Annotated in this window: 17 protein-coding genes; 5 read left to right on the forward strand and 12 right to left on the reverse strand. The window is 66.2% G+C overall.

What is annotated here, in order from left to right:
- Positions 1 to 189: 189 nt before the first annotated feature.
- The 4 genes from ACTHNR_RS12310 to ACTHNR_RS12325 form a co-directional block, all read right to left on the reverse strand.
- Positions 190 to 1026 carry an ABC transporter permease gene (locus ACTHNR_RS12310; RefSeq protein ID WP_440547903.1) on the reverse strand — a complete coding sequence of 279 codons (837 nt, stop codon included), beginning with the start codon at positions 1024 to 1026 and terminating at the stop codon, positions 190 to 192.
- A gap of 10 nt (positions 1027 to 1036) precedes the next feature.
- Positions 1037 to 2302 carry an ABC transporter permease gene (locus tag ACTHNR_RS12315; protein WP_440547920.1) on the reverse strand — a complete coding sequence of 422 codons (1266 nt, stop codon included), beginning with the start codon at positions 2300 to 2302 and terminating at the stop codon, positions 1037 to 1039.
- A gap of 111 nt (positions 2303 to 2413) precedes the next feature.
- Entirely contained in the window at positions 2414 to 3457 is a 1044-nt protein-coding gene (locus ACTHNR_RS12320) for an ABC transporter substrate-binding protein (RefSeq protein WP_440547921.1), read from the reverse strand.
- Between the two features lie 113 nt (positions 3458 to 3570).
- Positions 3571 to 4683, reverse strand: a complete 1113-nt coding sequence (locus ACTHNR_RS12325) for an ABC transporter ATP-binding protein (protein ID WP_440547904.1) — start codon at positions 4681 to 4683, stop codon at positions 3571 to 3573.
- 127 nt (positions 4684 to 4810) lie between these two features.
- Between ACTHNR_RS12325 and pdxR the strand changes: the two genes are divergently transcribed.
- Entirely contained in the window at positions 4811 to 6331 is a 1521-nt protein-coding gene (pdxR, locus tag ACTHNR_RS12330) for a MocR-like pyridoxine biosynthesis transcription factor PdxR (protein ID WP_440547905.1), read from the forward strand.
- Positions 6332 to 6345: 14 nt separating this feature from the next.
- Here the strand turns inward: pdxR and ACTHNR_RS12335 are convergent, their stop codons facing one another.
- From ACTHNR_RS12335 to ACTHNR_RS12355, 5 genes are all read right to left on the reverse strand, one after another.
- Entirely contained in the window at positions 6346 to 7392 is a 1047-nt protein-coding gene (locus ACTHNR_RS12335; protein WP_440547907.1) for a lipase secretion chaperone, read from the reverse strand.
- Positions 7393 to 7395: 3 nt separating this feature from the next.
- Complete coding sequence (locus ACTHNR_RS12340) at positions 7396 to 8502, reverse strand: esterase/lipase family protein (protein WP_440547908.1); 1107 nt, start codon at positions 8500 to 8502, stop codon at positions 7396 to 7398.
- A 305-nt stretch (positions 8503 to 8807) separates the two neighbouring features.
- Positions 8808 to 10652, reverse strand: a complete 1845-nt coding sequence (locus ACTHNR_RS12345; protein ID WP_440547909.1) for an ABC transporter ATP-binding protein — start codon at positions 10650 to 10652, stop codon at positions 8808 to 8810.
- 318 nt (positions 10653 to 10970) lie between these two features.
- Positions 10971 to 14843 carry a DUF748 domain-containing protein gene (locus ACTHNR_RS12350; RefSeq protein WP_440547910.1) on the reverse strand — a complete coding sequence of 1291 codons (3873 nt, stop codon included), beginning with the start codon at positions 14841 to 14843 and terminating at the stop codon, positions 10971 to 10973.
- A gap of 69 nt (positions 14844 to 14912) precedes the next feature.
- Positions 14913 to 16406: a DUF1254 domain-containing protein gene (locus ACTHNR_RS12355; protein ID WP_440547911.1), complete on the reverse strand. Its 1494-nt coding sequence runs from the start codon at positions 16404 to 16406 to the stop codon at positions 14913 to 14915.
- 351 nt (positions 16407 to 16757) lie between these two features.
- Between ACTHNR_RS12355 and ACTHNR_RS12360 the strand changes: the two genes are divergently transcribed.
- Positions 16758 to 19085, forward strand: coding sequence for a heavy metal translocating P-type ATPase (locus ACTHNR_RS12360; protein WP_440547912.1), 2328 nt, complete (start codon positions 16758 to 16760; stop codon positions 19083 to 19085).
- An 83-nt stretch (positions 19086 to 19168) separates the two neighbouring features.
- Here the strand turns inward: ACTHNR_RS12360 and ACTHNR_RS12365 are convergent, their stop codons facing one another.
- Positions 19169 to 20485 carry a hypothetical protein gene (locus ACTHNR_RS12365; RefSeq protein ID WP_440547913.1) on the reverse strand — a complete coding sequence of 439 codons (1317 nt, stop codon included), beginning with the start codon at positions 20483 to 20485 and terminating at the stop codon, positions 19169 to 19171.
- A 104-nt stretch (positions 20486 to 20589) separates the two neighbouring features.
- On the reverse strand, positions 20590 to 21327 hold the full coding sequence (locus tag ACTHNR_RS12370) for an MgtC/SapB family protein (protein WP_440547914.1): 738 nt from the start codon (positions 21325 to 21327) through the stop codon (positions 20590 to 20592).
- A gap of 120 nt (positions 21328 to 21447) precedes the next feature.
- On the opposite strand from ACTHNR_RS12370, the gene ACTHNR_RS12375 reads away from it, so the two are divergent.
- Positions 21448 to 22554, forward strand: coding sequence for an AGE family epimerase/isomerase (locus tag ACTHNR_RS12375; protein ID WP_440547915.1), 1107 nt, complete (start codon positions 21448 to 21450; stop codon positions 22552 to 22554).
- Positions 22555 to 22563: 9 nt separating this feature from the next.
- On the opposite strand, the gene ACTHNR_RS12380 is transcribed toward ACTHNR_RS12375, so the two are convergent.
- The gene (locus ACTHNR_RS12380; RefSeq protein ID WP_440547916.1) at positions 22564 to 24159 is read right to left on the reverse strand and encodes a methyl-accepting chemotaxis protein; all 1596 of its coding nucleotides are present in this window, start codon (positions 24157 to 24159) and stop codon (positions 22564 to 22566) included.
- A 252-nt stretch (positions 24160 to 24411) separates the two neighbouring features.
- On the opposite strand from ACTHNR_RS12380, the gene ACTHNR_RS12385 reads away from it, so the two are divergent.
- Together ACTHNR_RS12385 and ACTHNR_RS12390 are read left to right on the forward strand one after the other, a co-directional pair.
- Complete coding sequence (locus ACTHNR_RS12385) at positions 24412 to 24879, forward strand: PaaI family thioesterase (RefSeq protein WP_440547917.1); 468 nt, start codon at positions 24412 to 24414, stop codon at positions 24877 to 24879.
- A 114-nt stretch (positions 24880 to 24993) separates the two neighbouring features.
- A complete protein-coding gene (locus ACTHNR_RS12390; protein ID WP_440547918.1) occupies positions 24994 to 25536 on the forward strand; it encodes a hypothetical protein in 543 nt (180 codons plus the stop codon).
- Positions 25537 to 25721 lie beyond the last annotated feature (185 nt).

A 25721-nucleotide genomic window follows, 5' to 3' on the forward strand; every position in this document is an offset into this window, starting at 1 on the left:
GCCGTTGTGCATGGATGCCCTCTCCTGTCGTTCCGGTCAGCGGCGAAGTGCGGCTGACCATTTGCCGACTATAGGCACGGCGCGGGTGGAGATCGTTCGACGTACGATGCGTCGAACCAAAAAGCGAAGCCTCCGAAGAGGCTTCAAGATGCGGTCATCAAAGCGCCACGGACAGACCGTGGCGTACGGTCACGCCACCGCGCGCGCCGCGTTTCGCCCACGCAGCCATTCGAGCGCGAGCAGCAGCCCCGTCGAAAAAATGATCAGAATCGTCGCCAGCGCGGCGATCGTCGGCGTGATGTTCTCTCGGATGCCGGTGAACATCTGGCGCGGCAGCGTCGTTTGATCGGCGCCGGCGAGGAACAGCGTCACGACGACTTCGTCGAACGAGGTCGCGAATGCGAACAGCGCGCCCGAGATCACGCCCGGCGCGATCACGGGCAGCGTGATGCGAAAGAACGTGCGCGTGGGGTTGGCGCCGAGCGATAGGCTGGCCCGCACGAGATTGCCGTCGAAGCCTTGCAGCGTCGCGCCCACCGTCGTGACGACGAAGGGCACGCCCAACGCCGCATGCGCCATGATCAGTCCGATATAAGTATTGGCAAGACCGAGCGGCGCAAAGAACAAGTACATGCCCACGCCCACTACGATCACGGGCACGATCATCGGCGAAATGAGCACGGCCATGACGATGGCCTTGCCGCGGAAATTCGCCTTGGCCAGACCGAGCGCCGCAAGCGTGCCGAGCACGGTGGCCAACACCGTGGCGGAAGGCGCGACGATGAAGCTGTTTTTCGCGGCCAAGCGCCACTCGTCGGACATGACGAGGTTCTGATACCAGCGCAGCGACCAACCCGGAATCGGATAGACGAGAAACGTGCTCGACGAAAACGACAGCGGCACGATCGCCAGCACGGGCATGATCAGATACAGCAGCGTCAGCACGGCCAGGCCGCGCAGCAGGAAGTACCATGCGCGTTCGACGATCGACGTGTGCGGGGCGAACAAAGGTTTCGAAAGTTTCATCGTCGGCTCCTCACAGGTTCGGTTGGGCGCGCGTGAAGCGGCCGTAGACCGCGTAGAGCACGAGCGTGGCGGCGAGCAGCAGGCCGCCGAGCGCGCAAGCCATCCCCCAGTTGATCGTCACGTTCGTGAAGTAGGCGACGTAGTAGCTGACCATCTGATCGTTCGGCCCGCCCAGCAGCGCCGGCGTGATGTAGTAGCCGATCGCGAGAATGAACACGAGCAGCGCGCCCGCGCCGATGCCGGGATAGGTCTGCGGTACATACACGCGCCAGAAGGCGGCGAACGGGTGGCTGCCGAGCGACACGGCGGCCCGTTGATACGTGGGCGGGATCGACTTCATCACGCTGTAGAGCGGCAGGATCATGAACGGCAGCAAAATATGCGTCATCGAAATGTAGACGCCGGTGCGGTTGAACAGCAGCTCGAGCGGCGCATGAATGAGGCCGAGCCCGTGCAGCGTATGGTTGACGAGGCCTTCGGTCTGCAGGATCACGATCCATGCGGCGACGCGCACGAGAATCGACGTCCAGAACGGGATCAGCACGAGGATCATCGCCAGGTTGGCGCGACGTTCGTTCAACGTCGAAATCCAATAAGCGAGCGGATAGCCGAGCAGCAGCGCGGCCAGCGTCACCACCGCGCCGATCACGAACGTGCGGCCGAAGACGCTCAAGTAGATGCGCTGATCGGGATCGGTCTTTTCGATATGGCCGAACGCGTCTTGTCGATGATCGAGCGCGGCCAGCATATAAAACGGCGAGTAGTGCGAGCTATTCTTGGCGATGGCGCGCCAGTAGCGCACTTCGCCCCAGCGCCCGTCGAGATCGATGAGCTTGGCGCGCATTTGATCGGGCGATAACGCGAGGGGGTGGCCCGCGTCGTCGGCGAACGGCAGCGCACGAGCCGTTTTCGCCACGAGCGAGCGGTAGCCCGGGATTTCGACGTTCAGCCGACGCGCCAAGCCGCCCATTACTTCGCCGTCTTGCGCGGCCGCCAAATCGGTGGCGAGCGCCGCATACGCCGCCACGGGCGGTTCGCTCTTGCGGTCCCAGCCCTTGAGCTGCACGACCGTCTTGGGCAGCGCATCGGCCACCTCGGGGTTCTGCACCGCGCGCGTCAGCAGCGCCGCGATCGGCACGACGAAAATCAGCACCAGAAATATCGCCAGCGGTGCAATCAGGAGAAGCGCCGTTAGGCGCTTGCGCGCCTGCGCCGCCTTCAACTCCCGCTTCAACGTCGCGGTCGATGCGCTGCTCGGCTCGCTCTGAATCGTCATCGTTTGCACGCTCATCTCCTGCCTTGCCTCTTGCCTTTTTGCTTCTTGCTTTCAATCGGCGCGCGCCGGCTACCGCATCGGCGCGCGCCTGCGCCTAACTATCCTGCTACGTTACTTCGACGCCCACGACGAGAAACGCTGCTCGAGCTCGTCGCCGTAATCCGTCCAGAAGGCGGCGTCTTGCAGCACCGCATTCTTGCCGTTGGCCGGCGAGTTGGGCAGGTTCGAAAGCGTCTTCGCGTCGAGCGACTTGATCGCGTCGCGGTTGGCCGGGCCGTAGGCGATATGCTGCGCGTAGGCCTGCTGCGGCTTGGACGAGACCGAGTAAGCGATGAACTGCTCGGCCAGCGCCTTGTTCGGCGATCCCTTCGGAATGACCCAGTAGTCGAGGTCATAGATGCTGCCGTTCCACACCACCTTCAGGTTCTTGCCTTCGCGCTGCGCGGCGTCGATCCGGCCGTTGAACGCGGAGGACATGACGACGTCGCCCGCGACGAGGAACTGCGGCGGCTGCGCACCGGCTTCCCACCATTGGATGTTCGGCTTCAGTTCGTCGAGCTTCTTGAAGGCGCGATCCTGACCGGCCTTCGTCGCCAGCACCTTGTAGACATCCTTGGGCGCCACGCCGTCGGCCATCAGCGCGAATTCGAGGTTGCCGCGCGCGCCCTTGCGCAACGCACGCTTGCCGGGGAATTTCTTGACGTCCCAGAAATCGGCCCAGCCCGTCGGCGCCGTCTTCAATTTGTCGGCGTTATAGGCGATGGCCGTCGACCAGACGAAGAAGCCCACGCCGCACGTGCTCGGCGATTCGGGGATCAGCTCCGACTTCTTGGCGATCTTGGACCAGTCGAGCTTTTCGTACAGGCCTTCGTCGCAGCCGCGGCCCAGATCGCCCGATTCGACTTCGACGACGTCCCAGTTCACGTGCTTGGCTTCCACCATGGCCTTGATCTTGGCCGTTTCGCCGTTGTACTCCACGGCCGTGACCTTATCGCCCGTCTTCTTTTCGAACGGCTGGTAGTACGCGACCTTCTGCGCATCGGCGTTCGCGCCGCCGAAGTTCACGACGGTCAGCTCGGCCGCCGCGGCGCCGGCCGCGGCAAGCATCGTCGATGCGACAGCGACGGCCAGCGTCGCAACGGTGCGGCGCGTCATGAGGGTGTTCGACTTCATCTTGGCTCTCCTCTACGTGGATCTTCGTGAATTCGTCCGCGGACCGCGGACTGGGCGATGCAGGCTTCGCGAGCGGCGAGCGCTCGCGCCGCGGATTACGCAAAAACGCGCAAATGCTCGGGGGCGAACTCGAGCCCGACACGCGCGCCGGGCACGAACGTATCGAGCGCTTCGGTGCCGAGCGGAACCTTGACGAAGCATTCGTCCTGCTCGGGCACCGCGCAGCGCATCCGCACGTGATCGCCGAAATAGATGAGACCGCGCACTTCGCTCGACAGCGCGTTGGCGTTGGCGTTCGCCGCGGCGGCGTCGCGCAGGCCCGTGTGGGCGGTGAGGCGCAGGCGCTCGGGGCGAATGCAGGCGACGGCCGATGCGCCGGCCCGCGCGTTCGCCACGTTGCGGCCCACGACGTGCGTGCCGTCGCGCAAACGCATGCGGCAAAACTCGCCGTCGGTGTCGGAGATCGTGCCGTGCAGCCGGTTGCTGTCGCCGATGAAGTTCGCGACGAACTCGTTGCACGGCGTTTCGTAAAGACGGTCGACGGTATCGAGCTGCTGCACGATCCCTTTGTCGAAGACGGCGACGCGATCGGACATCGTCAGCGCTTCGCCCTGATCGTGCGTGACGTAGACGAACGTCAGGCCGAGCTTGTCGTGCAGCGCCTTCAATTCGTACTGCATGTGTTCGCGCAACTGCTTGTCCAGCGCGCCGAGCGGTTCGTCCATCAGCACGAGACGCGGCTGAAAGACGAGCGCGCGAGCCAGTGCGATCCGTTGCTGCTGGCCGCCCGAGAGCTGCGACGGATAGCGCTTGGCGAAGCTGTCCATGCGCACCATCTTGAGCGCTTCGGCCACGCGGTCGGCACGCTCGGCGGCGTCCATCTTGCGTACCGTCAGGGGATAGGCGACGTTCTGCTCGACCGTCAGATGCGGAAACAACGCGTAGTTCTGGAACACCATGCCGATGTTGCGCTTGTGCGGCGGCACGGTATTGAGCAATTGCCCGTCGAGCCGGATCTCCCCGCCCGTGGGGAATTCGAACCCGGCCAGCATCATCAGACAAGTCGTCTTGCCCGAACCCGACGGCCCGAGCAGCGTCAGGAACTCGCCCTGGTAGATGTCGAGGTCGAGCGACTTCACGACAAGGCTCTCGCCGTCGTACGTCTTGCGCACCCCGCGAAAGCTCACAATCACCTGGTCCGATTTCATCGTCTGCCTCCACTCCCATTCCGATTGGCTCCATCGACTAGCGAGCACCGCATTTCATTTGCAATCCAATATAATCGGTTACGGTTCCACGTAACGGAACCATTTCATTATTCCGAAGGGAACCACTTTGGATACGATCATTCTGTCGGATTGGCTCGGCGCCCGGCTCGAGCGCGCAGCGGCCGAGCCCATGTACCGCCAGGTGTTGCGCCTGGTCCAGCAGGCCATTCTGACGGGACAATTGGCTCCTGGCACGAAGCTGCCCAGTTCGCGCACGCTGGCCGAAGATCTCGACATTGCGCGCAACACGGTGCTTCGCGTGTACGACCAATTGACGGCCGAGGGCTACGTCCTCTCGTCCACGGGCAGCGGCACCTACGTGGCGGATACGCGTCCCGATACGAAAGCGGTCCGGCCGCGCCCCGTCGTGCGCCCGAGCGAGACGCCCGCCGCTCGGGAAAACCGCGCGCACGAGCACCTTTCCACGCGCGGGCAGCGGCTGATCGGGCGCGCGGGGGTGGCGCCGAAGCAGTGGGGCGCCTTCATGCCCGGCGTGCCCGACGTCAAGGAATTCCCTACCCGCACATGGAGCCGCCTGCAGGCGCGGCTGTGGAAAGAAGCGAACCCCGAGCTGCTGACCTACGCCCCAGGGGGCGGCTACCGCCCGCTGCGCCGCGCGCTGTCCGACTATCTGCGGGTGGCGCGTTCCGTCAAATGCTCGCCCGATCAGATCATCATCACCACGGGTATACATCAGTCGATGGACCTCGCCGTGAAGCTCTTGACCGACGTCGGCGATCGCGCGTGGGTCGAGGAGCCGTGTTACTGGGGCGCGCGCAGCGTGCTGCAGGCGGCCGGGCTGGAACTGGAGCCGATTCCCGTAGACGGCGAAGGCCTGAACCCGCGCGAGCTGACCCCGGGCGTGGCGCCTCGCCTAGCCGTCGTCACGCCGTCGCACCAGTATCCGCTCGGTATGGTCATGAGCCTTGCGCGGCGCCGCACGTTGCTCGAATACGCCCGACAGCACCGCACGTGGATCGTGGAGGACGACTACGACAGCGAGTTCCGTTACGGCAGCCGGCCGATCGCATCGCTGCAGGGCTTGGACGACGCCGGCCGCGTGATTTACGTCGGCAGTCTCGGCAAGATTTTGTACCCTGGGCTGCGCATCGGCTATATGGTCGCACCCGAACATTTGGTCGATACGTTTCGCACCGCCGTGGCCGAGCTGTATCGGGAAGGCCAGCTCATGCATCAGGCGGTGCTCGCGGAATTCATTCTCGGCGGATATCTCACCTCCCACGTGCGACGTATGCGCGCGCTCTACGGCGAGCGCCGCCAGATGCTGATCGACGCTATCACCGCGCGCTTCGGCGATGCGCTGCCCGTGATGGGCGACGAAGCGGGCCTGCACCTCGTGCTCGGTCTGCCGGACGCAGTCGACGATCGCCGCGTGACATCGGCCGCCTTCGATGCCGGCGTGATCGTGCGGCCGCTTTCCACCTATTACAGCCGGGAGGATGTGGCGCGCCGGGGGCTGCTGCTCGGCTATGCCTGCGTGCCGAACGAAGGTATCGAACCGGCGTTCGACACGCTCGCCCGCGTCATCGAGCGTCACATGGAAGCGGGCGCGGTGCAGGTCGCCTAAGCGCAACGGCACGCTCAGGGGGCGGGCGGCCCGTCGAGCGACGCGGCTCTGATCGCGTCCGCCGGATTCGAAAACGCCTGTCGGCGCAGTTGGTCGATCCGCGCGTCGCGCTCGGCGCTCGTGAGCCCCATTGCATCGATGCGCGCCCGCTGTGCCGCATAGTCGGCGTATTTGGCTCGCCACGCGTCGTCGTCCTGCTGCATTTTGACGATGCGTTCGGCGGCCTGCGGCCCGAGCGCTTGCGTTGCGTTCGCGCGCAGCGCGTCGATGGAGCCCCCTTGCTGTTCGAGCTTGGCGACCGTATCGACCGTCGCGCGGGCACGTTCGCCGTCGGCACGAGACGCGCGTGCCTCGGGCGGCATGCTTTCATCGAGCGCGCGTAGGCGGGCCGCCTTTTGCGCTTCGGTCAACGCCGGGTCGCGCGCGATGCGCAATCGCTCGATCGTATAGCGGCCGCGCCGCCAATCGAGGCCGAAGAACGCTTCGCTCCAATCGGCCCCGAGCGTTCGGCCGGCGAGCGATACGTGCTCGTCGAGCGAGGACTGCAATGCATCGAGATCGAGCCCACGCGCGGGCGACGGCGCCGCGAGCGGCGCAAGCTCGGCCAGCGCGCGGCGATACGCACCGTAGCGCTGCCAGACATCGAGCGCGTCGCGCTGGGCGAGCGTTGCGTCGAGTTGCGATGCGATTTGCTTTCTGACGAGCGCATCGAGCGCTTCGTCGCGCATTTCATGCTGCGCCGTCAGAAAGTAGTCGAAGAACTCGCGCACCGCGCGCGTCTTGCGCAAGTGGCCATGCGCATCGACGGGCAGCCTTGGCGGCATCGTCCCCTCGAGCGAAGCCGGCAACGCCGGCAAGGACGACACAGGCCCAAGCGGCGCCCCCCCGGCACGCGGCATGACGGCCGCCGCGCTCGCCGCGTGTGCGGCAGGTTGTGCACGCACGCGCGGCGCCCCGGCCGGCGCAATGAAATACCAGAGCGCGACGGCCGCAACGGCGCCGACGAGGGCGAACGGCGCGAGCGTGCTCGCGGTCTTCTTTGCATCGGCGGGGCGCGTCATCGGTTACAGCCCCTGAAGTTTCAGACGGTTGGCATGCGTCCGGATCACGGCCAACGGATCTTCCGCGTTCTGTCCCAGCACGCCTAGCACCTGGTTGATTTCGTCAACGTGATTCCAGTGATAGCTCGTGCTCAGCACTTTGCCGAACAGCGCGCTGCAAACCGATACGAGGCCGTCGTTCGGGCCGGAATTGCGATTGATCATGACCGTGCCCGAGCCGCGCAGCGCTACCGTCGTCGGGTCGACGAAGTTCGCTGCGTCGAACGCCCCGGAGACGCTCGTATCGGTCGCGCCGCGCACGCCCAGGACCGACCACGTCGGGGAAATCGCGCTGCCGGCCCACGAATACAGGTAGTGCGTGTTGCCGTTGACGGTTTCGGTCGACGCGCCCGTTTGGCAGGCGCCCGGCGCGCCCAGCCCCGCGCTCGGCACGGCCGCGTTGAACTGGGCCGCGCCCGAGCTCGTCAGCGCGGTCAACGCAGCGATCGCATCCTGGTTCGAGTTGAAATCGCTGCTGAAGAGCGTGCCGAGCAGATCGGCGAACTTGCCGATCAACGGCTCGGCCAAGCCCGTGGGATCTTTTGCTAGTACGCCGGCAACGTAATCGGCGAATTCCGAACCTCGATGCGGCGTGCCGATCGTCGTCACGGACGCCACGAGTTCGGGCGCGACCGCCGCCACATATCGCACGCTGAGGCCGCCTTGGCTATGGCCGATCAGGTTGACCTTTTTCGCACCCGTCGCGGCGAGCACTTGCTTGACGTAGGTCAGCAGTTGTTCGCCGCGCCCGTTCGCACCCAAATCGCTCTGGAAACCCGACAAGTTCGCCACGTAAACGTTGGCGCCGTGCGATTCGAGATCCGACGCGATGCCGTACCAGTAGTCGAGCACGTTCGCGTAGCGATCGGTGCCCGACAGCCCGTGCGCGAGCACGATCGGGTACTGCGTCGCGGCATAGTCATCGACCGACGGCGCGGTATCCGCCAACGCGGCCCGCGGCGCCGCGAGCGAGAGCAGTGCGGCGGCGCCGGTTGATCCGGCTAATGAAGCGCCACCAATTGCCATTGCGGTCAAACCTGTCAGCATTCTCTTTTTCAACGACCTGGCCATACTGTTTTCTCCAATGTTCGAGCACGGCGAATTGCCGATTTTCATTCATACGTCGTTTTAAACGGTGCCGCGCCGAAGCCTTCACCATGGCTGCCGCGGCGCATTGGAGTGAAGCAGCAATGAGAATTTTATGTAAGCAGAATTATCCGATTAGATAGGTATCACTAGTCTGATTTTAATTTCACGTATGATTAATTTTCAATTCCATTACAATGACATTTAAATAAAACGCCATTCGATTTTCACAGCCCATAAAAAAACGGCCGGCATCGCGCCGGCCGTGGAAAGGGTTAGAGCCGAGACGCTCAAGCCTCGGCGGCCGCGGCGGCGGCGCGCGGCGGTTCGGCAACGACGAGCCCCTTCGTCAATTCGAGCGCTTGCCGCTCGAACAAGCGCCGATACAGGCCGCGCTCCGATCGGATCAACGTATCGTGATTGCCTTCCTCGACGATGCGCCCCTTGTCGAGCACGAGCAAACGATCGAGCGCACGCACCGTCGACAGCCGGTGCGCGACGACGAGCGTCGTGCGTCCCACCATGAGCCGTTCCATCGCTTGCTGAATCGATGCTTCGCTCTCGCTATCGAGGCTCGAGGTGGCTTCGTCGAAGATCAGCACGGGGGCGTCCGCCAAAAACGCCCGAGCGATCGCGACGCGTTGGCGCTCGCCGCCCGAGAGCTTGACGCCGCGCTCGCCCACCAACGTGTCGTACCCATTCGGCAACGACTCGATGAACTCGTGCGCGTTCGCCAGCCGCGCCGCGCGCTCGATGTCGGCGTGCGAGGCCCCCGGACGCGCGTAAGCGATGTTCTCGGCCAACGACCGATGAAACAGCAACGGCTCTTGCTGAACGATTGCGATTTGCGCGCGCAACGAGGCTTGCGCCACGCCCGCGATGTCTTGGCCATCGATCGTGATTCTGCCCTCCGCCACATCGTAGAGGCGCTGGATCAGTTTGATGAACGTCGTCTTGCCGGAGCCCGAATGGCCGATCAGCCCCACGCGCTCGCCCGGCGCGATACGCACGGAAAAATCGGCGTAGAGCGGCGCCGCATGGGCGTCGTAGCGAAACGTCACGTGCTCGAAGCGAATCTCGCCGCGCTCCACGACGAGCGCGCCGGCGCCCCGCTTATCCTCGATGCCGAGCGGTTGGCGCGTGAGCGCGGCGAGTTCTTCCATGTCGTTGACCGACCGCTGAAGTTGGCGCACGAGCGTACCCACGTCGCGCAAATAGCCTTGCAGCACCAGGAACATCGTCAGCGCGAATGCGATGTCGCCCACCCCGGCTCGACCGTCGAGCCATAGCATGAGCCCGACGCCGAGCATGGCCGCCTGCATGGCGGCGAGCATGACGTTTTGCACGCTGCCGTTGAAAGTGCCGCGTATCCACGCCCGGCGCGTACGATGCCGCCACTTGCCGATCACGCGCGCAAACCGCGCTTCCTCGCGGGTCTCGGCGCCGAACGCTTTGACGACGGCGTTGCACGTCACGGCATCGGCCAGCGCGCCGCCCATGCGCGTATCCCATGCATTGCCCAGCCGGGCCGCCGGCGCGACGAGGCCGAGCGTCAAGCCGACGGTGGTCGCGATGTAGAGGACAGCGCCCACGCCGACGACCACACCCATGATCGGCCAGTGCATGCCGAGCAGGACGGTCGCGCCGACGAGCATGACGACCGAGGGCAGCAACCCGAGCAGCAGCGTGTCGTTGAGCATGTCGAGCGCCCACATTCCGCGCGTGATCTTGCGCACGGTCGAACCGGCGAAGCTGTTCGCGTGCCAATCGGTCGACAAGCGCTGCACGCGATGGAACGCATCGCCGGCAATGTCGCTCATCATGCGCAGCGTGAGCGAAGTGATGCCGGCGTACATGCAATAGCGCAGCACCGCGCCCGCCAGCGCGAGCGAGATCAGCGCGGAGAAGGCCGCCAGTACGCCATGCAGCGCACTCGTCTTGACGGCGCCCGCGCCCGCCAAGGCGCCGACGAGGCGGCCGGCGAACATCGGCGTCAGGATATCGGCCAAGGCCGAGCAAAGGGCCACGGTCACGATGACGAGGACGCGCCGCCGCTGACGCGTCCAGTGGGAAGCGGCGAAGCTGAAGACGTCCTTGAACGTCTGCCCGCCGAGATCGATTTTTTTGCGAGTCATAGCCGCTCCGCCCTGTGGCGTAGTGCGCCGCAGGGCCAAGAAAAAGAGGAAAACGCGTCGCGCCGCCGACGATCGACGTCGGCGACAACGACAGCAGCACACCGCTTACCGCGGCGAACTATCGAGAAATGATGAGAGCCGGTTTGCTTGCCGGGCGAACCCGGCCGAACGCGGCGACGAGAATCGCGACGTCAGCGTCGCATGTCGCGCAGAGGGACTCGTGCCACGTTTGGGATGGCCGCAAGCGTAGTGTCGAACATCGAATGCCTCCCTAAGTGGTTGAGTGTGATTGAGAAAGATACGTGTGAGAAAAGTGTATCAGGTCGCCGGAGTCAAGTCCACGCGGCTCGACGGGCCGTTGTCCTTCAGGCCTTCCGTGCCGAAATGCGGCGCGAGGATCACAAGCCGATTCGCATCGACCTTCTCGCTCAGGTATCGCCGCACGTTCTGCGCGCGTTGATCGGCAAGCGCGTGCAGACTCGTGTCGTCCACCTTCGCATGGAAAGCGAGCGCTCGCTTCATGTCTTCATCCGGCAGCGTCTTCGTCAGACCTACGAAATTTCGTGGCTTCTTGAAATCGGCATCCATGTACGCCTGCTTCAGATAGCGGCTGTATTCTTCGGGCGTGAGCGTCACCGTCGACAGGTCGGCCTGTGCACCGCCCGACGCTTTCGCCTTCTCCTTCTTGACGAGGTCGTCGACGTACGCAAGCTTGAGTCCTTGCGTGTCGATGTTGGCGTCGGCGCGGCCGCTTAGGTCCAGCTTCACTTCGGGCTTCTCGCTCAGCAGCTTCGCTAGCGTATCGAGTTTTTCGCGCGACGAATCGGTCAGCGCGGCCGAGCCGGGCGCGAACGCGATGTACTGCAATTGCTCCGCGCTAGCCGACCCATGCGCGCCGCCGCCGAGCGCGTTCGCGAGCAGCGAGAACGGCGCCGTCACGGCTCGCTCGATCAAGTGCGCGACGGCGCTCCAAATCAAGCTGCCCAAGCTGAACTGCGGATTCGACAGCGAACCGGAGACGGGAATGTTGACGTCGATCTGGCCGCGCGAGTTCTTCAGCAAGGAAATCGCGAGACGCACGGGCAAGTGCGTTTCGGTGTCGTTCTCGACGTGTTCGCCGAACGTCAGCTGATCGATGAACAGATGGTTTTCCGCGGTGAGCTGGTCGTTCTCGAGCTTGTAGTGCAGATCGACGTTCAAGCTGCCCTTCTCGATCGGGTAACCCGCGTATTTGAGCGAATACGGCGTCAGGTGCTTGAGCCCGATATCGTGCGCGCTCGCGGTCAGGTCGAGCGAAGGCTTTTGCGCGAGCGGGTTGGCCTTGCCGCGGATCGCAACGGGGCCGTTGTCGGCCAAGCTCGCGCTGATGTCGACCGGCGCGGGCGTGGCCACCTCGGTGCCGAACGTTCCGATCGTGCCCGTGATGTCGACGAGATCGGCCGTGTAGTTCGGCTTGACGAAGTCGTCGGTGTAGTTCACGTGCCCCTGCTCGAGCACCACCTGGCCGATACGCGCATGCAGCGGCGTGGAAGCCGTAGCCGGCGGCGCCGTTTCGACGTGGGCAGTGGTCGTCGAAGCCTTCTGCTTGGACGCGCCGGCCGTCTGCGACGCTTCGCGCTGTTGAGCGAGCACGTCGTTCAAATTCAGCTTGCCTTGCGGGTCGAGCAGCACACGGCCGAAAAAGCGCGCAAACGTGACGCGCGCGATATCGAGATTGATGCCGTGTTCGTCGTAGCGAGCGTTGATGCCGCCGATCCCGAGCGTGCGCCAGCCGGCCAGCGGCGCCGAAGTGGTGCGGTCGAGCAGGCGCACGTCGACGAGCGAGGCGAACCCGCGATACGCATACGACGGCGCACCGCTGTTGGGCATCGCAGCCTTCAATTGGCCGCGCGCATTGAGCTCGGCGCTCGCGATCTTTGCGTTCAGTCCGCTGCCGAAGTAAGGCTCGACAGGCGATAGGTCGAGCCGATTCGCCTCGACCGTCAGCGTGGCGGCGAGCGGGCTCGGGACGAGATCGCCGCTCACGTTCAACGTGCCTTTGCCGTTCAGCGACGTTTCGAGCTTGACGGAGAGCGGGTGGCTCAGGTCCTCGGTGACGTTGCGCACCTCGAGCTGGATCGGCGCGACATGCAGCTTCGCGGGCTTGGGCGCAGTTTCGTCGGTGATGTCGGCCGACCCATCCTTGAGCGCGAGTTCGCCGATGCGATAGCGCCAGCCGGGCTGGGCGGCGTCGGCCTTGGCGTTGACATTCGCGCTGCTCGGTTTGGTCGCTCCATGGGCGCTGTCGCCGGCGTGCGGCTCGCGCCCGCGCTCGCGCGAGCGTTCATGCGCGGTGGCCGGTTTATGCGACGCCGCTTCGGCGGGGCGAGCCGCTCTCGGCGGCTGCGCCAGCTCGGCGAGGTCGATGCGGCCCGCCTTGTCGCGCACACCCGTCACGGCGAGCCCTGTCGCCTCGACACGGTCGATATCGGCGGAGCGTGCGGCCACATCCACACTTTTGAGCGCGATGCGTCCTTTCGCGAGCGCAACGGCGGGCGCGGCGCCCTTGGCCGCATCGGCTCCCGTTATCTTCAGCGAATCGAGCGTCAACTCGCCCGCCCCCACGCGCAGGCGCGTATCCGGGGCAGACCAGTCGGCGTCGAGCGGCAGCGAAGCGCCGAGTTTGCCGTCCACGATGCGCGCGCTCGTCACGCCGTCCAGGTAAGGCTGCGCCAGCGGCAACGCGAGACCGGCCAGCGACAGCTTGGCGTCGGCGTGCTTCGCGGCCAATCCGAGCGCGCCGGCGGCCTCGATCGTGCCGCCTTGCTTGAGCGCCGTGTGGATGGCGTATCGCGCCTTGGTTGTGCCGAGCGTCGAAAAATCGTCGAGCGTGGCGGTGAGCGCAGTCAGATCGAGTGAGACGGGCCGATCTGGCACGCGATCTTCGAGGGCGATGTCGCCGTCGTTCAACGCGAGATGCTTGATCGATACGTCGAGCGCAGCGGGCTGGGTGGCGGCGGTGGCGGGAGCCGACGCAGCGGCGGCCGGCGTGGGCGTCGAAGCGCCCGGCGCCGCGGAGGCACCGGGCGCCCCGGAAGCCGATGTCGCAACGACAGCCGCCGATGCACTCGCCTGCCGCGCCGCATCGGCGGACGAAGCGGCCGCGAAGGCGCGCATGATGCCGAGTTCGCCCGAATGCTCGCGGGTGAGATGCAGCGACGGCTGATCCAGCCGAATCTCGTCGAACCGATACACGCCCGCCAGCGGCGCAAGCCCCCCCGCCGCGACGTGCAGCGCGTGAGCCGAAAAGAACGGCGCATGCGCGGCGTCGACGATCCGGGCATCGGTCAAATCGGCCGTTCCCGTGATCGTCAGGGTCGGCTTGTCGGCCGACATCAGGAATCGCAACTTGAGATCGCCGGCCAGCTTGCCGCTTTGCACCTCGAGCGGCAGTTTCGTCGGGACGTAGGACAGCAGGCGCGGCACGTCGAGATCGCCGAAGGTCAGCGTCACATCCGATTCGCGGGAAGCGGCAAACGGCTTGGTCCTGCCGCGGATGTCGATCGGGCTGCCGTCGATACGGGCAGAAAACCGCGGATCGACGAAGATGTCGGTTTGCGAGGGCAGCGTGGCGATGAACGGCACGCCGAGCGCGAGCTGGTCGACGACGTGACGGGCGCCGAGCAGCCGATCGTCGAAATCGACGCGGCCATTCTCGACCGCGATGTTGGACAGAGAGAACAACGTCGGGCCGGCTTGCGGCTTCGACGGCGTCGCGAATTTTTCAGCGATATCGCTGAAGTTGAAGCGCTGTGCGTCGTAGCGGACGACATTCACGCGCGGCGAATCGACGCGCAGTTCGGTGACGATCGGCGCAAAGCGCAGCAGCGTCATCCACGACACGCGCACGACCAAGCGTTCGATCGAGGCGAAATCGCCGGCATTGCCGCGCTCGCCCAGGCGCACGCCGTCCGCTTCCAGCCGAAGGGTATAAGGATTGAGCGCCACATGACGAATCGTCGCTGGACGGCCCAAAGCTTCGCCGAGCTGACGCTCGGCAACGTGCCGAATGAGCGGCGGCGCCGCGAAAAAACCGAGCAAGCCGTACAGCGCAACGGCGATCACGACGCCAATCAGCGTGCGGCGCGCGCCGCGTGAGCGCATCTTCTCCCCGAGGCGGCCCAGCGTCCCGCCCTTCGGTTCATTCGTCATTGCACCGCTCCGTTCAAACTCGTTCGCCCCCGCTCCAATGGATCTATACCCGCCCTGCGCGCGTTCGCATCAGCGCCGCTCGAGTTTCGGCGGCAGCCAGCTTCCGTCCATCGCGCTCGGCCGCGGCGCATAGAGCCGCATCACGAGTTCGAACGGCCCCTGCGGCGCCGGCAGCCAATTCGATACGCGCGCGCGTCCGGGCGACTTCGACGAAACATAGAGGTCGATCGAACCGTCACGGTTGCGCCGCAGCCGATCGTGCGAGTCGATCGAGCGATGCGGCAGGCGTCCGGGCGCCAAGGCGCCGTCCGACGTATAGGCGGTGATCGTCCAATAGGCGCGGACGGGCGGCAGCGCTTTCGCTGCAAAGTGCATCACATAATCGTGGCTGCCGTCGAGCGGCTGTCCGTCGCTGTCCACCGTGGCGGTCGGGAAGGCTTCATCTTGCTCGGTCGCGGCGCCCGGGTGCGCGCTGGTTGCATAGGCGCGCAGCGCGTAGTCGTCGCCGTAACGGCCCGTGCCGGCGCCGCTCCAAGCCCAGCCATTGCCCGAGACGGCATTGACGGGCGGCGTCTGGACGCGTTTGGCGCCTTCGGCCACGCCGGCGGCGATGGCGTCAGCGGAGCCGTTCGGGAATCGGACGGCTTCGCCCGGCTTCACGCCGATATCGGCCAGCACCTTGAGCGCGTGGTCGTCGTCGGTCGACGGCGGATTCTCGCGCAGGGCCTCCGCCAATTTGCCGAAGAAGCCGTTCGCGTCGAGCCGCGCCACGGCTGCCGCGTTCGCGGCCAATCCCGTCGAAGCTTCGGCGATGCTTTCTTGCACGTCGTCGGCGCGCGCCTTCCCGACACGACGGTCGCGGCTCGCATGCTTGCCGCGCGCGGCATGACGCGGGTGTTCGTCGGCAAGATAGACCGACAAGGGCGCGACGCGCACCTCGCTTTGCAGCCGGCGGGCCCAAGGCAAGGCACGGGCATCGAGCGCGGCGATGCGCACGCCGAGCCAGAGGTTGCTGGCCGGCGCATCCACCCGTTCCACGCCCGACGGCAGTTGGCCGCTCCATCCGGGCCCGACGAGCGCAATCGTCTGCGGCTTGGGTGCGCCCGTGCGCGCATTGGCGCTCGGCCCCGTCGACCAGACGACGTTCGTCCACATATCGAGCACTCGGGCATCCAGAAAGCGCCCGTGCGTGTCCGGCAGGGAGATGACGACCGGCTCCTGCGATACATCGAGCCAGGCGTTCGCGGATAAGGTATCGACGTCGGCCAGCGGCGGCAGATTGTCGTCCGCCGCATTGGCCGCGACCGGCCGCAGCGTGTTGAGCGCGGCGCCCGCGTCGGTTCCATCCCCGGCCAGCGCCGCGGCGCGCGCCGTCGCCATCACGACGAGCGGGTAGCCGAAGACGTAGGAGTCGACGACCTCGTCCTGCGTCCAGCCGGTCGCATGCGCCGCGGGCGGCGCCTTCGGCGTTGCGGCGCAACCCGCGAAGATGACGGTAGCCATGCAAGCCACCCAGTAGCGCGCCCCCGCGGGCAGTAGCGATTTTCGTGTTTTTGTTGTCATAGGTACGGTGTGTTTGTAGCGGCCGGCGGCCCACTCCGCCGTCGCCGTGGGGCAATACGCGATCCGGCCAGGATCGTGCGCCACGTCGATTCATCGTCGAATCGCGAGAGCGTTGTATCGTATCCGCGTCCGCGAAGCAAGGACCATCCGAATCCCGAGCATAAAGGCGCAACGGACGCGCCCGGTATCGGATCGACGACCTTCGTCAAAACAATCCCACACTGTATCCGCTACGCTCGTTCGACAGGCGAAAGAAAAGAAGGCGCTTGACCTTCCAATCATGGGAAGGTCGATAGTGCCGATATGGCATTCCATTGCACGACGCCCGCCTTTTCCATGAGTTCGACGATCATGACCGACCTAACTGCCCCCGGCGCCTTTGACGCGCCGACCGCTGAATTCGACATCGAAGGCATGACCTGCGCCTCGTGCGCCGCGCGCGTTGAAAAGGCGCTTGCGCGCGTGCCCGGCGTGACGGCCGCTTCCGTCAATCTCGCCACCGAGCGGGCGAGCGTGCGCGCGCAAGCGCCGCTCACGTCCGCCGACGTCGACCGGCTGGTCAAAGCCGTCGTCGATGCGGGCTACGACGCCCGGCCCGTCGCGGGGGAGCCCCAAACGCCCGGCGCCGAGGCGAGCGCCCCGCCATCCGTTACAAGCGACCGGGCGCGGCAAGCCCGACGCGAACTCGCGGCGGTTGCGGGCTCGGCGCTGCTCAGCGCACCGCTCATGCTGCCGATGCTGACGGCGCCGTTCGGCTTTGATGTCGCCCTCCCCGCGTGGCTGCAGCTCGTGCTGGCCAGCATCGTCCAGTTCATCTGCGGCGCGCGCTTCTACGTGAGCGCCTATCGCGCCGTGCGCGCGCGGGCGGGCAATATGGACTTGCTCGTCGCGCTGGGCACATCGGCGGCCTACGGCCTGAGCGTCTGGCAGACGATCGCCCGCCCGGGCGACGCAATGCATCTGTATTTCGAAGCGTCGGCGGTCGTCATTACGCTCGTGCGGCTAGGCAAGTGGCTCGAAGCGCGCGCTAAACGGGAGACGACGGACGCGATTCGCGCGCTCAACGCGTTGCGGCCCGATCGCGCCCACATCAAGGATGCATCCGGCCGCGAGCGCGAAGTGCCGCTCGCGCAGGTGCGAGTCGGCATGGTGGTCGTGGTTAGGCCAGGCGAGCGGGTGCCGGTCGACGGCGTGATCGCGGCGGGGCGCACGCACGTCGACGAATCGCTCGTGACCGGCGAGAGCCTGCCCGTGGCGAAAGGGCCGGGCGAGCACGTGACAGCCGGGTCGATCAACGGCGAAGGCACGCTCGAGGTGACGACGCGCGCCACGGGCGCCGAGACGACGCTGGCCCGCATCATCCGCCTCGTCGAAAGCGCGCAAGCCGAGAAGGCGCCGATCCAGCGGCTCGTCGACCGCGTCAGCGCGGTGTTCGTGCCGGCCATCCTCGTGCTGGCCGCGGCGACGCTCGCCGGCTGGCTGCTCGCCGGCGCGTCGGCCGAAACGGCGATTCTCGACGCGGTGTCGGTGCTCGTCATCGCCTGCCCCTGCGCGCTCGGGCTCGCGACGCCGGCCGCGATCATGGCCGGCACGGGCGTCGCCGCGCGGCACGGCGTGCTCATCAAGGATGCCGAAGCGCTCGAACTCGCGCAGCGCGTGTCCGTTGTCGCCTTCGACAAGACCGGCACGCTGACGGTCGGCAAGCCGCGGCTCGTCGCGCTGGAGCCGCTTGGCATCTCGCGCGAGGACGCGCTCGCGCTCGCCGCGGCCGTCGAACGCGGCAGCGACCATCCGCTGGCGCGCGCGCTCCTGGCCGAATACGACGCGGGAGAGCACGCCGAGGCGGGCGTCGACCCGAGTGAGCCTTCCGGCGCGGCCACCGGACGTAGAACCGTGTACGCCGGCTCGCAGGCGCAAGCCGTCGCGGGGCGCGGCATGCAAGCGCAAATCGACGGTGCGATGTTTTGCGTCGGCAACGGGCGCTGGCTCGACGAGCTCGGCGTTGAGCCGCCGGCTCATGCACGCGAACGCGCGGCAGCGCTCGAAGCCGCGGGCAATACCGTTTCGTGGCTGATCCGGCAGGCGCAGGGAAGTACGCCGGCAAGCGCACTCGCACTGATCGCGTTCGGCGACAGCCTCAAACCGACCGCACGCGCCGCCGTCGAGCAACTGGCCGCGCGCGGCGTCAAGAGCGTACTGGTGACCGGCGACAACCGCGGCGCGGCGGCTGGCGTAGCAGCCGCGCTCGGCATCGACGAGTTTTACGCGCAAGTTTTGCCGGAGGACAAGGCAGGGATCGTCGCGCGGTTGAAAGCGCGCACCGGCCGAACGGTCGCGATGGCAGGCGACGGCATCAACGACGCACCCGCGCTTGCCGCGGCCGACATCGGCATCGCGCTCGCCACGGGCACCGACGTTGCCATGCACGCGGCCGGCATCACCCTCATGCGCGGCGATCCGGCGCTCGTGGCCGACGCGATCGACATCTCGCGCCGAACGTACCGGAAGATTCAGCAGAACCTGTTTTGGGCGTTCATCTACAACTTGGTCGGCATTCCGCTCGCGGCGCTCGGCTTGCTCAATCCGATGCTGGCCGGCGCGGCGATGGCGTTCTCGAGCGTCAGCGTCGTGACCAACGCGTTGCTGCTCAAACGGTGGAAGGGGGTCCAGCGGGGGTAAGGCGCGCACCTGACTCGCTCTGAAGGCCGCGCCCTAAAGTGGGTCGGTGTCGCGACTTCAGGGCGCCGATCGGCTCCCCTCGATCAGCGGGAAGCGCCGGGCCTGGCCTGATCTTTATCCTTACCCTTGTCTTTAAGACGCCGGACGTGAACAGGCTTGGCGTGCTTCGCCTGCGGCTGGGCCACGCCCGAGGGGGTCGCGGCATCGGCGGCGGCTCCTGCGTCGGGCGGCGCCGGCATGCGGGCGGACAACGCCGACGTGGCGCTCGCCAGGCTCGCCAGCGCGGCTTGCTGCTCGGTCATCGCCAACTGCGCTTGCTGCTGCGCCGCGTCGGCCCGACGGGCAAATCCGATCATCGCCACGGTCTGCGCGATCGAGGCCACCACTAATAACGCCACCCCAGCCAGCGCCAAGGCCAGCCAGTTTCGCGTGCGTCGCCAGCGCAGCTCCGCGGCATGGCGCTCTTGCTCCAGCGCCTCGTGCATGGAAGCGAGCGTTCGCGTGGACGCGGCGGACGCCGCGCTCCAAGTGCGCGCGGCGCTATCGTCGGTGTCCGTGGCCGAGAGACTGGCTGCGGCGGCTGGAGCACCCGACGCAGCGAAAGTGGAAGCGGCAGAGGCAGGCGCAGACGCCGAGACAGCGGCGGCGGCCGGCGTGACAAGAAACGCCGACAACGCATTTGGAGAGGGCTGGGGCCGCTCGGCGTCGCCGGCATCCGCGCCCGCGCTAGACATGGGCGTTGAGCCGCCCACGCGGATCGCATCGCCCAATCCGCGCGCGTTCTGCCGACGCACGCTGGCGAGCGCAGCGCCCGGCGACAACAACGTCTGACTCTCGTGATCCGGCGCAGGACCGGTCTGCCCATGAACGGACGCTGTCGGTTCCGTGCCCTGCGCCGGAGCCGAACGAGGAGACGCCGGCTTTGCTTTTTCCTTTGCAGCCGAATCGGCGGGAGCGAGTGCGGGTTCGGCGACCGGCGATTTGCGCCGGCCCGCGCTCGGGGTCGGCACGACGTCCGGTACGAGTTCCGGCGGCCTCTTCGGCGCGATGCTCGCTTCGGGCCCGGACGCGGCCTGCGGCGCATTCGCCGTTGCTGCGCCCTCGCCATCGGCCCGCGCACCTACGCTCTTTAGCGCCTCCAGCGCATCGGGCGGCAACTCGAAGCCGAGCAGCGTCCCCTGGCGTGGGTCGAAATGCGGCGGCTGAGCCGCGTCGCCGGGTTCGACACCCGTCTGCGGCGACCCGAGCAAGTCGGGCAACGCGGGCGAGCCAGGCAGCTCAGGCTCGATCGCGGACCGCGCGGGCCGACGATCGTCGCCCGACGCCGCAGCGCGCGACCGGCCCTTGGCGGGCGAAGAACCTTTGGAGCGGGAAGACGGGGATACTACGGAATCTGCCATGGCGTATGGTGGCGGCCGCGGCCGGGCGCGGCTCATTGGAATCGTGATCAGGCATATTGCGAACGCGGCATTGTCTCACGATCGGTCCGCGGTGGGCCCCCAGATCAACGGCCATCGGCCCTCGCGTCTTCGCTCCCGTTCCCGTTCACGCTGAATTCGCCGTTTTCGAATTCCTCCCTGAGCGAGCGCACCCCGGGCGCGTTGCGCAGCACATGGCACAGCCGTTCGAACTCGGTCGGAGGCACCCGGGCGAAGCCGATATCGATGTCGTCGCAGTCGGGCGCCTCCTCGCTCTGCTGGACGATGAATTGCTTCACACGCTCGCTCGCGGGGCCCAAGATCGCGCGCAAGGAGTCGAGCGTCAGCGCGCCCCGATCGGCGCGCACGGACACGCGCCGCCGCTGGCGGACGGAGATGTAGCGTCGCTCGATCGGCTTCATCCCCGCAAGAATCGCGAGAATGATGATGGTCGCCGCGATCGCGGCCGTGTTCAGCCCCGCGCCGGCGGCCAGCCCGACGGCCGCGACCGACCATACGCTCGCCGCGGTCGTCAATCCGCGTATCACCTCGCCGCGCAGCAAGATGGCGCCCGCTCCGAGAAACCCGATGCCGGAGACGACCTGGGCGGCGATCCGCGACGGATCGAGCACGACGTTCGGGCGGCCCAGCACGTCGGCAAAGCCGAACTGCGACACGATCATGACGAGGGCCGCACCGACGCAAACCAGCATGTGCGTGCGCAGGCCGGCGGCCCAGGACTGTCGCTCGCGCTCAAACCCAATGACGCTGCCGAGCACGGCGGCGAGAATCAATCGCAAGACGAGTTCGACGTTGCTCAACATGGTCCAGCCCTCCCTGGTGGTTGGCCGGCCTGCCCCGCGCCGCGCCTTTGCATTATCCTTGGCGCTTCTCGCGACGCCGCGGCAAGCGTGCGTCGTTCCGTCGCCCAGTCAAAACGCATCATGACACTTTCGATCGATCGTTCGATCGCGGCCGAAGCCGCCGCCCTGCGCGCGCATTTCGCGCAAACCGTCCTGCTGATCTGGCGTGGCCCCGGATTCAACAGTACCTTGCAATTACCGTACGAGGCCGTCGGGGCCGACGATCATGCGCCGCTGCCCGCCTTGCGCTACCGCGCCATGGCGTGCGCGCGGCAATTGTTCGTCTTTTCGCAATCCGGCGAAGTCGCGCATGCCGAGCAACTCTTTCATGCCATGCGCCGGTATTTTTACGATCCGACGCACGGCGGATGGTTTTACAGTGTGGACGCAAAAGGCAAGCCGCTCGACACCACGAAGGATCTCTACACGCACGCGTTCGTGATCTTCGCCTGCGCGCACTACGCCACGGCCTCGGGCGATCGCGATGCGTTGCGGGTGATCGACGATACGGCTTCGCTCGTCCAGGCGCGTTTCGCCGAATCCGGCGGTGCGCTGCTGCATGCCGCGCTGGACGCCGATTTTTCCACCGTGCGCACCGGGCCGCTGCAGAACCCGCTCATGCATTTGACCGAAGCCTACCTTTCGGCTTACGAAACGACCGGTGCGCCGGACTTCGAAACCGCGCTTGCGCGTTTAGCCGATGCCGTGGCCGACCGCTTCGTTCATGAAGCAACCGGTTCGATCGCCGAATTGCCCATCGGCAGCGCCGACAACCGGCTCGAGCCCGGACATCAATTCGAGTGGTTTTATCTGGTCAAGCGGGCGGGGCCGGTGCTCGCGCAATCGGGGCTCGAAGCGCACCTCGCTCGGGCGTTCGATTTCGCGCAGCGCCACGGCGTCGATCGGGCCACGGGAGGGGTTTGCGCCGCGCTCGACGAAAGCGGGGGCGTCAAGGATTCGACGCAACGGATTTGGGCGCAGACGGAATATTTGCGCGCGCTCGCCACGCGCGGGCGCGACGAGGACCTGGAAACGCTCGCCCTGCAAATTCCGCGCTTTCAAGCGCGCTTTTTACACGCCCGGGGCTGGTACGAGTGCATCGCGCCCGACGGGACGGTAGCGCGGGCCGACATGCCGTCGACCACGCCGTATCACCTCGCGACGGCTTACGCGGCGCTGCCGATCTAGCAGTCGGGGCTAGCGGGCGGCCGCCTGGGCCAGGCCCGCGAAACGCGCATCGCCGAGCACGGCCGGGGCGATGTCGAACACCGACACGGCGTCCTTGAGTTGCCGCGTTTGATCGTGCAGCGAAGACGCCGCGGCGGCGGCCTGTTCGACGAGGGCCGCGTTTTGCTGCGTCATGCGGTCCATCTGCACGACGGCCTGGTTGACCTGGTCGATGCCGGTGCTTTGCTCGTGCGAGGAGGCGCTGATCTCCCCCATTACCTGCGCGACGCGCGAGATCGATGCCGACACCTTCTGCATGGCATCGCCCGCACGCTCGACGAGTTCCGATCCGCCGCCGATCTGCGCCACCGATTCACTGATGAGCGCCTTGATTTCCTTGGCCGATTGCGCGCTGCGTTGCGCGAGGCCGCGCACCTCGCCGGCCACGACGGCGAAGCCGCGCCCCTGCTCGCCCGCGCGCGCCGCCTCGACGGCCGCGTTCAGCGCGAGAATGTTCGTCTGGAACGCAATGCCGTCGATGACGCTGATGATCTCGGCGATGCGGTCCGAACTTTGCGCGATACCTCGCATCTTGTCGACGACGCTGTCCACCACGCTCGCGCCTTCGGACGTCGAACGCAATGCATCGTCGGCGAGCGTGTGGGCTTCGCGCGCGTGCTCGGCGTTTTGGCGCACGGTGGCCGTCAGTTCTTCCATGCTGGAGGCCGTTTCCTCGAGCGAGGCGGCTTGGGTTTCGGTCCGCGCCGACAAGTCGGCGTTGCCCGTCGCGATTTCGTCGGCGCCGATATGGATCGAATCGGCGGCGTCGCGCACCGTCTTCACCGTCTGAGCGACGCTCGACTGCATATGCGCCAGCCCGGCGAACAGCCGGCCGATTTCGTTCGTACCGCGCGAGGCGATGGGCTCGACGAGCTTACCGCGCGCAATGCGCTCGAAGTGACGCACCGCTTCCTCGAGCGGCGCTACGACGCCGCGCTTGAGGCCGACGTACACGGTGGCCGTACCAAAGAGCAACGCCGCGAGAATGGCCAGGCTCACGCCGCGAAACATCGCCAGGCGCGAATCGATCGAATCGAGCGATACCTTGCTTTGCGCGTCGCCGTACTGGGTAAAGGCGCGTTGCTCGTTGATGAACGCGTCTTGAAACGACTGTGTGGGCTGATCGAGGAAAGCTTTGACGTTGTTGCTGTCGAGATACTGCACGAGTTCGCCGAGCGCCGTGTGCAGCGCTTGGTACTTCTCGGCCAGTGCGGCTGCATGCGCGCGATCTTCGTCGCTCGTTTTGGGCGCGTCGGTGAATCGCGCGAACGACTGGTCCGCGAGCGCAAGCTGCTCGCGGGCATGCTGAACGATCGGGGCGGGTTCCGCGCCGCCGCCGACCATGCGCGTGCCGGCGCGCGACAGGTTGATGCGCGCGTCCATCAGGTGCTGCGTGGTTTCGTTGACGGCGTTGACTTGCACGAGGGCCACGTTCGAGAGTTGACCCACGTCGTCGTGCGTGCTGGTCAGGAACCAGAAACCGATGCCGCCTGTGACGAGTTGGAGCAGACAGAATGCGGCCAAGACGGATAACAGGCCGGAGGCGAGCTTGAACTTGCTGAACATCTAGAACATCCGAAATAAAAACGAAAGAAAAGACCGGTACGGCGGCATAAGGGTTTACGGCAATCCGGCGGCATGCTTGAGGTTGGCGGCGAGCACTCAAGCGCGATCGCCGTTTTTCGAAGAACCGCAAAAGGCGCGTGGCCGTCGGGCCTTTGCAGGCCCGCGCTCCATTCGCTTCCTTGACGCAATGCGCTTCCCCTTCCTAGAGTGGAACGCGAGACGACACGGGGCCTTGCCCCGAAGGGGCACGGCATGACCGAGCTTTTGGATTTGGCGCGCGGCGCGCTCCATGCACAGCCGTTCAGCGTGCTGCTCGGCACGGAACTCGTGAAAATCGGCGAGCGCGAAGTGACGCTGCGGCTGCCGATCCGCGACGAGTTGCGCCAGCAGCACGGATTCGTGCACGGCGGCGTCACGAGCTATCTGGCCGACAACGCCCTGACGTTCGCCGGCGCGCTGGCGTTGGGGCCGCGCGTCGTCATGGGCGAATACAAGATCAACTACCTGAGGCCCGCCGTGCGCGGCACGCTGCTCGCGCGCGCCGAATTGATTTACGCCGGGCGCGGGCATGCGATCTGCCAATGCCGCGTGTATGTCTTGGACGGCGAAAAGGAAACGCTCGTCGCCCTCGCCCAGGGTACGGTCAACCGCGTCGGCGACGGTCCGAACGCGGCGTTGCCCCACCACGAGCAGCAACAGAGCGGCGACGAAAGCGCCTGATGCCCGCGCGGGAAATGCTCGCCGAAGCTAGATCGACGGGCCAATGGGCGCTAGAATGGCGACCCTTCAAAAAACGCACGCGCGGTCCATCCGCGCGCGCCGTCGTTCTACCTCATGGCAAAACTTCTGACCGATCTCGAATTCCAGCGCTTTTCCGAACTTCAGCAAAAGCAAGCCAGCTTCACCATCACCGGCGAAGAAGCCGACGAGTTGCGCACCATCGTCGAACGCGCGCAGCAAAAGCGCGACGACCGCGCCGCCGCTATGCAAGCGATCGAAGCTCACATCGCTCAGTTCGAAATCACACCCGACGAACTGTTCTCACCCGAGCAGATCGGCGAGGCCGCGCGCGCCTATGGCCTCATCGCCGCGACGAAGAAAGAACGCGCGTTGCCGCCCGCGCTGACGTTCAACGGCAAGACGTATCAATGGACGCGCGCACTGCCCGACGACATCCGCGTGCCGCTGTTCGACGCGTTCAAGGCCGGCGAATCGATCAAGCCGTTCCTCGCGACACCCAAGGACACGACGCGCAACGCCGCCACGATCGCGCGGCTCGAGCGCGAAACGGGCAGCGTCTATGCGGAGGCATGGCTAGAGGAACTGTCGATCCCGCGTACGCTCGTCGAAGAAGCGGCCGCCAAACTCGCGGCTTAAACGCCTAAACGATTAGTCCGGCACGCCCAGCCGACGGAGCAGTAAAGCAGCGGCCGCATCGTCATCGAGGACGAGCGGCACGCCTGCCCGACCTCGAACGAGGGAGGTCATCCAAGTGCTCGGCCTCGAAACGCGCACCGGAGCCGATTCACTGGGCGCGCGTTTCCGCCCGCAGCTGCATCTTC

The organism is Trinickia sp. (assembly GCF_051954495.1).
In the GTDB taxonomy this organism is placed as follows: Bacteria; Pseudomonadota; Gammaproteobacteria; order Burkholderiales; family Burkholderiaceae; genus Trinickia.

Excerpts from the sequence above, each read along its gene's own strand:
- ACTHNR_RS12310 (WP_440547903.1), bottom strand. The coding sequence starts at position 1,026 with ATGAAACTTTCGAAACCTTTGTTCGCCCCGCACACGTCGATCGTCGAA.
- ACTHNR_RS12315 (WP_440547920.1), bottom strand. The coding sequence starts at position 2,302 with ATGACGATTCAGAGCGAGCCGAGCAGCGCATCGACCGCGACGTTGAAG.
- ACTHNR_RS12320 (WP_440547921.1), bottom strand. The coding sequence starts at position 3,457 with ATGACGCGCCGCACCGTTGCGACGCTGGCCGTCGCTGTCGCATCGACG.
- ACTHNR_RS12325 (WP_440547904.1), bottom strand. The coding sequence starts at position 4,683 with ATGAAATCGGACCAGGTGATTGTGAGCTTTCGCGGGGTGCGCAAGACG.
- ACTHNR_RS12335 (WP_440547907.1), bottom strand. The coding sequence starts at position 7,392 with ATGACGCGCCCCGCCGATGCAAAGAAGACCGCGAGCACGCTCGCGCCG.
- ACTHNR_RS12340 (WP_440547908.1), bottom strand. The coding sequence starts at position 8,502 with ATGGCCAGGTCGTTGAAAAAGAGAATGCTGACAGGTTTGACCGCAATG.
- ACTHNR_RS12345 (WP_440547909.1), bottom strand. The coding sequence starts at position 10,652 with ATGACTCGCAAAAAAATCGATCTCGGCGGGCAGACGTTCAAGGACGTC.
- ACTHNR_RS12350 (WP_440547910.1), bottom strand. The coding sequence starts at position 14,843 with ATGACGAATGAACCGAAGGGCGGGACGCTGGGCCGCCTCGGGGAGAAG.
- ACTHNR_RS12355 (WP_440547911.1), bottom strand. The coding sequence starts at position 16,406 with ATGACAACAAAAACACGAAAATCGCTACTGCCCGCGGGGGCGCGCTAC.
- ACTHNR_RS12360 (WP_440547912.1), top strand. The coding sequence starts at position 16,758 with ATGACCGACCTAACTGCCCCCGGCGCCTTTGACGCGCCGACCGCTGAA.
- ACTHNR_RS12365 (WP_440547913.1), bottom strand. The coding sequence starts at position 20,485 with ATGGCAGATTCCGTAGTATCCCCGTCTTCCCGCTCCAAAGGTTCTTCG.
- ACTHNR_RS12370 (WP_440547914.1), bottom strand. The coding sequence starts at position 21,327 with ATGTTGAGCAACGTCGAACTCGTCTTGCGATTGATTCTCGCCGCCGTG.
- ACTHNR_RS12375 (WP_440547915.1), top strand. The coding sequence starts at position 21,448 with ATGACACTTTCGATCGATCGTTCGATCGCGGCCGAAGCCGCCGCCCTG.
- ACTHNR_RS12380 (WP_440547916.1), bottom strand. The coding sequence starts at position 24,159 with ATGTTCAGCAAGTTCAAGCTCGCCTCCGGCCTGTTATCCGTCTTGGCC.
- ACTHNR_RS12385 (WP_440547917.1), top strand. The coding sequence starts at position 24,412 with ATGACCGAGCTTTTGGATTTGGCGCGCGGCGCGCTCCATGCACAGCCG.
- ACTHNR_RS12390 (WP_440547918.1), top strand. The coding sequence starts at position 24,994 with ATGGCAAAACTTCTGACCGATCTCGAATTCCAGCGCTTTTCCGAACTT.